Origin of the sequence: Catenovulum sp. 2E275 (assembly GCF_025515275.1) — a bacterium.
Lineage (GTDB): Bacteria > Pseudomonadota > Gammaproteobacteria > Enterobacterales > Alteromonadaceae > Catenovulum.
On the sequence record NZ_JAOPFU010000075.1, the window covers coordinates 1 to 9,012 of the forward strand.

At 39.2% G+C, this 9,012-nt stretch carries 6 protein-coding genes; 2 read left to right on the forward strand and 4 right to left on the reverse strand.

From position 1 onward, the window contains the following. The first annotated feature begins 942 nt into the window (after positions 1-942). On the forward strand, positions 943-1,641 hold the full coding sequence (locus N7931_RS18580) for a DUF1080 domain-containing protein (protein ID WP_262795841.1): 699 nt from the start codon (positions 943-945) through the stop codon (positions 1,639-1,641). Between the two features lie 65 nt (positions 1,642-1,706). Here N7931_RS18580 and N7931_RS18585 read toward each other — a convergent pair whose 3' ends face one another. The 4 genes from N7931_RS18585 to N7931_RS18600 are packed head-to-tail and all read right to left on the reverse strand — an operon-like array spanning position 1,707 to position 7,741. Next, entirely contained in the window at positions 1,707-2,789 is a 1,083-nt protein-coding gene (locus tag N7931_RS18585; RefSeq protein ID WP_262795842.1) for a Gfo/Idh/MocA family protein, read from the reverse strand. A 7-nt stretch (positions 2,790-2,796) separates the two neighbouring features. Further along, complete coding sequence (locus tag N7931_RS18590) at positions 2,797-4,170, reverse strand: divalent metal cation transporter (RefSeq protein ID WP_262795843.1); 1,374 nt, start codon at positions 4,168-4,170, stop codon at positions 2,797-2,799. A gap of 20 nt (positions 4,171-4,190) precedes the next feature. Beyond that, a complete protein-coding gene (locus N7931_RS18595; protein WP_262795844.1) occupies positions 4,191-5,339 on the reverse strand; it encodes a Gfo/Idh/MocA family protein in 1,149 nt (382 codons plus the stop codon). A gap of 11 nt (positions 5,340-5,350) precedes the next feature. Beyond that, positions 5,351-7,741, reverse strand: a complete 2,391-nt coding sequence (locus N7931_RS18600) for a PVC-type heme-binding CxxCH protein (protein ID WP_262795845.1) — start codon at positions 7,739-7,741, stop codon at positions 5,351-5,353. Between the two features lie 177 nt (positions 7,742-7,918). Here N7931_RS18600 and N7931_RS18605 point away from each other — a divergent pair, with 177 nt between their 5' ends. Next, positions 7,919-8,611 carry a FadR/GntR family transcriptional regulator gene (locus N7931_RS18605; RefSeq protein ID WP_262795846.1) on the forward strand — a complete coding sequence of 231 codons (693 nt, stop codon included), beginning with the start codon at positions 7,919-7,921 and terminating at the stop codon, positions 8,609-8,611. Positions 8,612-9,012 lie beyond the last annotated feature (401 nt).

The following is a 9,012-nucleotide window of genomic DNA, read 5'->3' on the forward strand; positions in this document are numbered from 1 at the left end:
GTTGGAATTTTTTAGCCAATACAGTTGGTAAACAATAGGAAAATACTTAAACCAACTATCTTATATAAATAAGAACGATGGTGGTTTAATTTAACCACTGGTGGTTTAGAGTAGACAGTAGTGGTTTAGTGTAACCTTCTGTGTGCTCTTATTACTTTTTAAGGTTGACTAGTTGGCTTTATTGGTAGGATTAAACTAGGTCTGCTCTTATAAGGGTGCAAACTCTTCCATAGATATCCATGCTTCCCAACTATCTGCAGGAACATCTCTGTACAACGGATTTACAAATTTCTATGGAAAAAATGCTTTACCATAAGTCCATGTTCGTGCGGGATTTTTATTATTGTTTGGATCTTTGAGTTGCGATTGTGTGGCGTTATATTTTGTTGTTAATTCATGAACATACAAACAGTTTAAGAGTGATTCAACACACTTGGAATTTTGGGGTTGGGTTGAGCTTAGTGATTACGGTGGTCAAATTAAGTTCTGTGGTCGCGTGTTTCACTCCTAAATTGAGCGTTTTCTATATTCAAGTCTACTCAAGTCAGTTAGCCGATGTTAAAGATCTCAGAACTAAGCTTCTTCTTGTGGCACGCAGTAGATATTAGACACTATTGCGTGCCAGCTTTATATTCACAATTTAAAAAATGAGCGGAAAGCAGAAGTTAATAATTTAAAGCTAGGCGTCAACTTTCTAAAACAATTCTGCTTAAGATTAAAAATTTTATAGTTTTGTGAGAGGTGATTAAAGAATCTTGCAGCCCTTTATTTACGTGGCTTATAGGTTGTTTTATGTAGGATCCAGCGTTACCAATCCAAAAACTAATTGAATCCTGTCTTATGGTGTCATCTACATACTTGCCATAATCAACAACTTCCCCCTTGCTTGTTATTGGTATAACCAATAGAATTGGTCAGGCCAATATTTACTAAGGATTTATTATGATAAAACAGAGCCTCTTGGTTGCGCTTTTACTACTCAGCGGTTGTACACATACTCAAGTCGAAAATAATAGCCGAACTAGCTTACTTCAGTCTTTAGACCAATGGCAAAATGTCTACAACGATGGAGAAGCTAAATTAGTTGATGGTGAAATTGAGCTTATTTCAAAACATAATTGGTTTTTCTTAAGCAAAAAACAGTATAAAAATTTCATTTTTGAGGCTGAAGTTAAAATGCCATCAGGCATTACTGAATACTATAATTCCGGTTTTATTTTTAGAGCGCAAGTAAGAGATAAAGGTGAATTTAAAGAAGCTTATGGTTATCAAGCCGAGGTTGATCCAAGTGATAGAAAATGGAGCGGCGGTTTGTATGATCAAGGCAGACGAGAATGGTTAAACCCTGTTCACGATACACGCTCTCACCCAGATGAAGACTTTAAGCTAAATTTATCACCACAATGGACAACTTATAAATCGAACGCTTATAAAGCGGCAGAATGGAATCATTATAAAATTGAGTGCATCGGTTCTGAATTAAAAATTTATCTGAATGGAGTTTTAACGACTCACGTGATTGACACGAAAGACGCACAAGGTTTTGTTGGTATTCAACATCATGGTAGTAAAGCCTTTGCTGAAAATGGCGCACGCGATAATGTAGTTCGGTTTAGAAATATCTTTATTACTGAGTTATAAAAGTTATTTATGAGTTGATTTGCCCGCTGGCTGAGCGGGCAAATCAACTTAATTAATCAATATCATCAAACCCCGTCAGCCACTTTTTGCGCCAACATACTCAACTCTGCCGCTTTAAAAGTATGTGCTTGTTTCATTGCATTTTCTGTGCGATGAATACAGTCCAAAATCAACGCCCCAAAATATGGAAAATGAGATTGGCCGTAACAGTCTATTTCGGTTTCTGACTCTTGAGTAACTAAAAATATTTTAGACACCGGCGCTTGGCGCGCAACATCCATATATTTTCTAATTTCCATTGTGCCTTCTGTGCCTACAATAAAGCTGCGGCCATCACCCCAAGTCGCTTGTCCTTGTGGGGTAAACCAATCAACTCTGGTATAAAATGAGCAGCCGTTTTCGCCTGTCATTGAAACTTCGCCAAAATCGTCTAACTCAGGTTTATCTGGATTATTCACGTTACGCACACGAGCAAAATTAATGCTTGCGTCGGTTGCGCCTGAATAAGTTAAAAATTGTTCCACTTGATGCGAGCCAATGTCGGTTAAAATGCCACCATAACAATTTTTCTGAAAAAACCATGCCGGTCGGTTGTTTTTTGCTAGTCTATGTGGCGCTAAATTAATCACTTGAATAACTTTGCCAATTTTGCCTTGAGCAATCAGCTCCCCTGCTCGCCAAGCTGCCTCGTTATGTAACCGCTCAGCATAATAAACCGCATAAATCGCTTTGGTTTGTTGCTGAACTTGCTTTACTTCGGCTAATTGTTCAAGCGTGGTAAAAGGCGATTTATCGGTAAAATAATCTTTGCCAGATTGCATAACCTGTATACCAATTTTTGCTCTCACATTCGGGATCGCAGCAGATGCAACTAATTGTGTTTGTTGGTCATCAAGGATTTGCTCAAAGCTATCAGCGATTTGCACTTGCGGATATTTGTCTTTAAACGCAGCCACTTTTTTGGCATCAGGATCAAATACATATTTAAGCGTGGCACCGGCTTGTAATAAACCATTGGTTTGGCCATATATATGGCCATGGTCTAAATAAGCGACTGAAAAATAAAATTGATTTGGCTCTACAACTTTAACTGATTGGCCAACCGGCGCGTAACTTGCGCCGTCTTTATGGTTAACTTGATTGCTCATTAAATCTCTAACCTAATTTAATTATGGTTGAATAAATAACACCGGAAAGCACAGCAACTATGCATACTGCCATCGCACAATTAAAGATTAACTTGCTGCGTCCAGTTGGTGTGGCATTACCTAAATAGGCTTGATTGTTGTTTAAAAATGCCCAACCGATATAAGCAATAGGCAATAAAAATCCACAAATTGCTGACGTTGGGATCACCAAATATGGCCCCATTTGTGACCAATAAAACACCCCAAGCACCGCAGGCGTTGGCGCAAGTAAGGCTAATTTATATTTAATGCCATCTTCCGGCCAATTAAACATAGCCGCCGCAGCTGAGCCACAACACAACATATGCATCACCAAAGAGCCAACCGCCATCCCTAAAATGCCAAAAGCAAAAATTAAGCGACTGGTGACTTCATCCAACCCTGCTGACATAAACATAGTACCAGCCTGCATTGGGCTTAATTTTCCCTGAATATCCATATCTGAGCCAAAAAATGCGCCCGCCGCCGCGATAGAAATTAAACTGGTTACTAAAAAATAGGGAACAACTAAACCCAGTGCAATATCGTATCGAGCTAATTCGGCATGCTGTTTATTCCACTTTTTATGCAGCAGGGTGTAGCCATAAATAAAGGTCATATTGATCCCAACCGCGCTGCCTAAAGCAGCCATAACAACAGTGACACCTGCACTATCGGTTGGTAAAGACGTTGGAATAAAACCGGCTAAAACAGCACCCCAGTTAATTTTTCCGTTTAATGCTGCGGTAATAACCACCCAAGCGAACGCAATAATTATCATCCCGCTGAGCAATTTAATGCCAGTTTCAAACACTTTAACTGCACGGCCGTGTGAGCCATAACTCCAAGCGGTATAAGCGCATCCAGCCCACACAAGTATTGCTAAAATAAGTAAATAAATCTCGTGATCTAAGCCAGAGTTAGCGTCAACAGTAACGCCTGTACTAACAGAAATAATTTCCTCAAGCATACCTGCGCTCAAAGGATAATGGGCGAATCCCCAAATAATTGATGATGCAAATGCAGCAATCGCCCACCCCCAAGCTAAATAAACACTGACATGTTTTTTCATGGCGGTGAAAGGTTTAACTTGGGTATGCAATGTTTGATGCGACAACGCAAATAACATAATACAGCCAATTATCATGGCGATAGGTTGTACCCATAATAATTCGTAGCCAAACGTTGCCCCTATGGTTAACGAGGTCACTGCGCTGCCACCGCCAAGTGTCATTGCACCTTGCAACCAACCCGGACCACTTAATTTGACATAACCAGGAACACGTTGAAACCAAGGTTTCTGTGATAAAGCTTGGAGCTTTTGAATCTCAGATAAATCGGTATTGCTGCTATCTTGCGACATAAAATAAACCTTATATTGAGTTATCTGTATGATTTACTCATATCAATTGTTGCTTGAATATTGCTCTTAACACGTAAATTTGACGATTCAATTTTGTGCTCTAACAAGCTTTGGTAAGCTTTTCTATCAAGTGGCAATTTAACTTGTTGGTTTGTCCAACTCGACATTAATATCGCGTTGGCAATATCGAGCGATGCTAAGCCAGCCTGTGCCGGTGTCATTAATGTTTCACCAAATAAAATAGCGCGCACAAAATTATTTAAAATAATTGCATGTTGGTTTATTTGCGCATTAGCCGTAATGTCTGTTGTGGTTACTTCCGGCGTACCAAACATATCCGTGGTGCTTTTGCTAAATGCATGAGTGCTCTGTTGGTTTAACTTTTGAATCAATTTACCGGCATCAAAATGTAAACTACCTTTATCACCAATCACATCGAATCGGTTAACCCCGGGCGATTCACCGGTTGAAGCAACAAAAACACCGGTCGCTTTGTTGGCATATCGAAAATACGCAGTTACTTCATCTTCTACTTCAATATCATGATATTTACCGAACTCACAAAAGCCGTTAATGGATTCTGGCACACCACAAATCCACTGAAAAATATCAATATTGTGGATACATTGATTGACTAAAGCGCCGCCGCCCTCACCTTTCCAAGTGGCACGCCAGTCACTAGCCTGAAAATAAATTTCTGGCCTAAACCAGTTGGTCATAGTCCAATGGGTCCGTGTAATTTCGCCTAACACACCAGAATCAACAATTTGTTTAATTTTTAAGTAATTTGCATCTGTTCTTTGATTTAACATCAGCGCAAATTGAGTGCCCGGTTGCACACTTGCAACTAATTGCTCACCCTCGAAAGACGACAAACCAATTGGTTTTTCGAGCAATACATGAAGGTTTTTTTGCAAGGCATATTGAGCAATTTCAAAATGTGACATAGTTGGCGTGGCGATTAAAACGGCATCAACCATACCTGAATCAATCAGGGATTGATAACTGGTAAAATGACAAACTCCCTCTAATGCATTTTTCCCTTGCTGGCGAGAACAAACCGCGGTTAATTGCGTATTTTTAACTTCACCCTGTAACACATTATTAATATGCGCTTGTGCAATATTGCCTAAGCCAATAACGCCTAGTTTGACTGTTTTATCATCCATTTTGATACCCATTAATTAAATTTATTTTTTATCGTTTCTGTCGTGTAAGGTACAGATTGTTCCAACGTTGACTGACGAACGTTTGCAACATCTGACCGTTCAACCGCGCTACTGCTGTTATGCCAAGCATTACGGATGTAAGTGGCAATATCCGCTAATGCTTGATCATCAAAATTAGCATTATCAACCAGTCCGGGCATCGACATTGGCGAAGCAAATAATTTGCCATTCACCTCTATCTCACCAGTAAAACCATGTAACAGAATTGCGGTTAGCCGAGCTGAAGACTCGACAACCCATTCACTATTATTCAAAGGTGGTACGATAGCACTCCCTTCTCCATCTTTACCGTGACAACCAAAACAAGATGCTTCGCCCTCGTATAAAGCTTTACCGCGAGTAAAACTGGCCAATTGCTCTTCAGACAAATGAGCTAAAGAATGATCCGCTATTTTAACATTCATAACTGTCGTTATTTTGTCAGCATGTTGCGATGAGATCTGCTCGCCTTGGCTAGCTAAAAATTCAGATTCAGCATTAGCCAGTGCAGAAAAAGTAAAATCAGATATGCCAAATTTATTAATAATTGTTGCTAAAGCTTGCCAAGCTTTGTGCGCTCCACAAGCTAATTCAAGTGCACTTTTGCTTTCAAGGTTGGTAATTTGTACTTGTTGCAACAACCATAAGTTAATTGTCGGATCTTGTGGTAACTTTGCAACGAGCCTATAAACGGAGCGTAATACTTTTGGATTAGTCGATTGGGCTGCTTGTTTTAATACAGCAAAATCAACAGCACCTAAGCCTTCTAAAGTCCACAAGGCATTTATTTGCGCTAAATGGTTAGAAGGGTTGATGGCGAGTTTTTTTAAAGCTGGCACTAACTCTTTAGATTGCTCCATCACAATGATTTGTTTAGCCATATCTCTATGCCAACCATTATTATGGCCTAAATAATCAATGAGTTCGTTTGCAGCTAACTTATCCAAATAGTCCGGTTTTTTAACCGGTGAGTTTTTGTGTTTTAACCGGTAGATGCGGCCAAGGTGTTTATGACGTTCCAATTCACGCATGGTTATTTGCTCGCGCAAATAGCTAGTTAAATAAGTTCGGTGCTGAATAATTCCGTGATAAAAATCAACCAAGGTAACCGTGCCGTCTGGTGAATTATAAGCATTAACTGGCCTAAAACGTTCATCGGTTGACGCAATTATTTCTTGTTTTTCAAACAAGTTTTCACCCGAAACCACGCCATTATGATCAACAATGCGTGTCGCTTTGATTAAGTTGGCAGCAGGCTCTGATACTAAACCAATACCATAATATTCTTGCGGAAACTGGTGACCACGATAAATTAAAGGACCACAAGCAGCGGTGTGATGGCTTAAACGAAAATGCTCATCTAAAACCCCATCAAGATAACCCCGATTTACACCAGGGTTAACCCGAATAGGATAAACATCGGTTGTACCAACGGGTTGCTCCAATATGGATTTTGGAAATTTGTATTTGCTATTTTTAATAGCAGCATCAGGTAAAAATGACGTGGTTTGAATTGGGCTTGAATTAAAATTGAAATAGTGGCGACCATAATCGTCTTGCGATATACCCCACTGACCTCTAAATTCAGTACGCGCTTTAACCATTTTCCACAAATGATTTCGATATATTTCTTCACTGCCCGCGGGAATATCAGCGGTTAATGGATAAGGGCGATATTTTATATCGGCTTTAGCGCTATAATACCAATTATCTAAACTGTACAACAAACCGTTAGGTTTGTGTTCAACATTACCGCTTGCAGCATATTCAGCATCAATCACATCGGTTTTACCAACTGAAAACTTGCCTAATTGATTTGAAATTTCAGTAAAGTATAAATTTTGACTGTCAGCCCACAAAATACCGCCTTTAATAAAAGCGAGCGCCCGAGGTAGCAATAGTTTTTCAAGAATAACTTGGCGCTCATCCATTACCCCATCGTTATTTTTATCGCTCAATACCACAATTTGGCTTTCATGCTGCATTTCCCCATTAGCGTCGGCATCAGGCATAAATGTGGTCATTTCAACTACCCATAAATGACCAGCAGCATCGTATTGCGCAACAACTGGATCAAATACCAAAGGGCTATTCGCAACAACCTCTAATTGAAAATCGGGATGAACAACAAAAGCTTTCATCGCATCGTCAATATTTAATACCGGAGCTGGTGGAATAACCTCTCTAGGCACAACTTCTTGCATATTGTGCCCTTCTCTGTCCCCCGGGTTTTGAGTAAGGGTTTGCTGTTTATCTATTTCTTTTTTATTTGTTTCAGTATTGTCCGCAGCATAAGTAATCGTAGTAACGCCAGCTAAAAAACAGCAGAGCAACTGCTTTAATTTAAAATTTTTATTAGTCAAAAGTATTAACCCTATATTGGCCTGACCAATTTATTGTAAAAGTATTTGTTTTATAGAGTCAACCTTGATTTTTTATGTATTTAAAGCCACCTAAAAATGGTCAGGCCTTTTGGGTTTTAAAGTTTTAATTATTTAGGCATAATAATCAAAGTTGCTTTTTACTTTGCATAGCCCATTATGGAAAACTCACAAAAACGTTTATATATCCAAATAGCCAATAAATTAGCTGAAGAAATTTCAGCAGGTGAAATTAAACCCGGTGAACGATTTCCATCAGAAAGAGATTTAGCCGTTAAATATGATGTGAGCCGTTCAACCATTCGTGAAGCAATGATCGCGCTAGAAGTGAATAAACTGGTTGAAATTAGAACCGGCTCTGGCATTTATGCACTAGAACCGGGAGAATCAAACCCAATAGATTTATCGGATGAGCTCCCTAGCGCGTTTGAAATATTAGAAACTCGGTTAATTTTAGAAACCGAAGCAGCCAAATTAGCCGCGAGCAGAATTAGTAACAGCGAACTGCACCAGTTAAAGCAATTAGCTACAGCCATGCAAAGCGCATCTGAGCAAGGTGATATCGCTAAAGCTGAAAAAATTGATCAAATGTTTCATTTAACCATAGTGCGAGCAACCAGAAACAATGCGCTCATTTCATTATATGAATGGTTATGGCAAGCAAGGCAAACCTCAGTGATTAGCAAACAATTCCATCATAAACTTCGCCAAAACAACTCAGATGCCGTATTAGAAGAGCATAGACAAATGCTTAATGCATTAATGCAACGCAATGAAGATTTAGCCAAAGCAACAACAATGCATCATCTTAAAGAAGTTGAAAAACGCTTAGCAACTGACAGCTTTAGTTAAGGTTTAAGTATTAACTGAATAGTGTGATTACCAAGGGATAGTGTCAGATCAAGTCTAAGCTAATACACGTGTATTAGTGTGATTACCAAGGAATGCTGACGGTATAATTACCAAGCGATTGTGACGTAATCACATTATCATTGTAGTTGCTATTCTGCAAGTTTTGCCAACCGCAATTCAGTGGTGTTCATCTTTTCTCTTAGCCAGATTGTAACGGTCAACTAAATTTGGAGACATGTTTAGGCACTTTTTAGTAACTTCTGCTCATATTGAACAGGTGAAATATTTCCCAGCTTATAGTGCTTCTTTCTAACTGCTGAATACGTAATTGCTCTGGTGTTAATGCAGTAGCTTTAGGGGTTATACCTTGTTGTTCTTTTTTAAACTGGCTAACCCAACGC

Bases quoted from the DNA above. Each gene is read 5' to 3' on its own strand.
- N7931_RS18585 (WP_262795842.1), bottom strand. From the start codon at position 2,789: ATGAGCAATCAAGTTAACCATAAAGACGGCGCAAGTTACGCGCCGGTT.
- N7931_RS18595 (WP_262795844.1), bottom strand. From the start codon at position 5,339: ATGGATGATAAAACAGTCAAACTAGGCGTTATTGGCTTAGGCAATATT.
- N7931_RS18580 (WP_262795841.1), top strand. From the start codon at position 943: ATGATAAAACAGAGCCTCTTGGTTGCGCTTTTACTACTCAGCGGTTGT.
- N7931_RS18590 (WP_262795843.1), bottom strand. From the start codon at position 4,170: ATGTCGCAAGATAGCAGCAATACCGATTTATCTGAGATTCAAAAGCTC.
- N7931_RS18605 (WP_262795846.1), top strand. From the start codon at position 7,919: ATGGAAAACTCACAAAAACGTTTATATATCCAAATAGCCAATAAATTA.